At 49.8% G+C, this 279-nt stretch carries 1 protein-coding gene; it reads right to left on the bottom strand.

The window, feature by feature from the left end; all coding sequences use genetic code 11:
- Positions 1–98: 98 nt before the first annotated feature.
- The coding region (locus P5683_RS26200; RefSeq protein ID WP_315641345.1) for a hypothetical protein at positions 99–279 on the bottom strand (181 nt) is incomplete at its 5' end.

Genomic DNA, 279 nt, shown 5'->3' with positions numbered 1-279 from the left:
GCCTCTCCGTGATCAATCACGGAGCTTCCAACCCTCCCAGGAGTTTTACGTGAAACAACCCCCCCTTTTCCGAGGACCCGGCGTGAACTGGATCATCCTTAGCACGCCAGTGTCCGACCCCACTCAAGCAGCCGTCCTATCCCTTCCCCTACCTGTACCAAGGTATTCGTTTCTCGGAGCCAGAATTTAATCCAAGATTTGCTTGACATCTTAGGACAATAAGCTACAATACCCAAAAAGATTCGCAACTCAATAATGAGTATACGGTCAAACCCCAGA

The sequence above is a fragment of the Limnospira sp. PMC 1279.21 genome (assembly GCF_032349615.1).
GTDB lineage: Bacteria > Cyanobacteriota > Cyanobacteriia > Cyanobacteriales > Microcoleaceae > Limnospira > Limnospira fusiformis.
The sequence above is the reverse complement of the archived record's forward strand: the minus strand, read 5'-3'. Positions and strand labels throughout refer to the sequence as shown.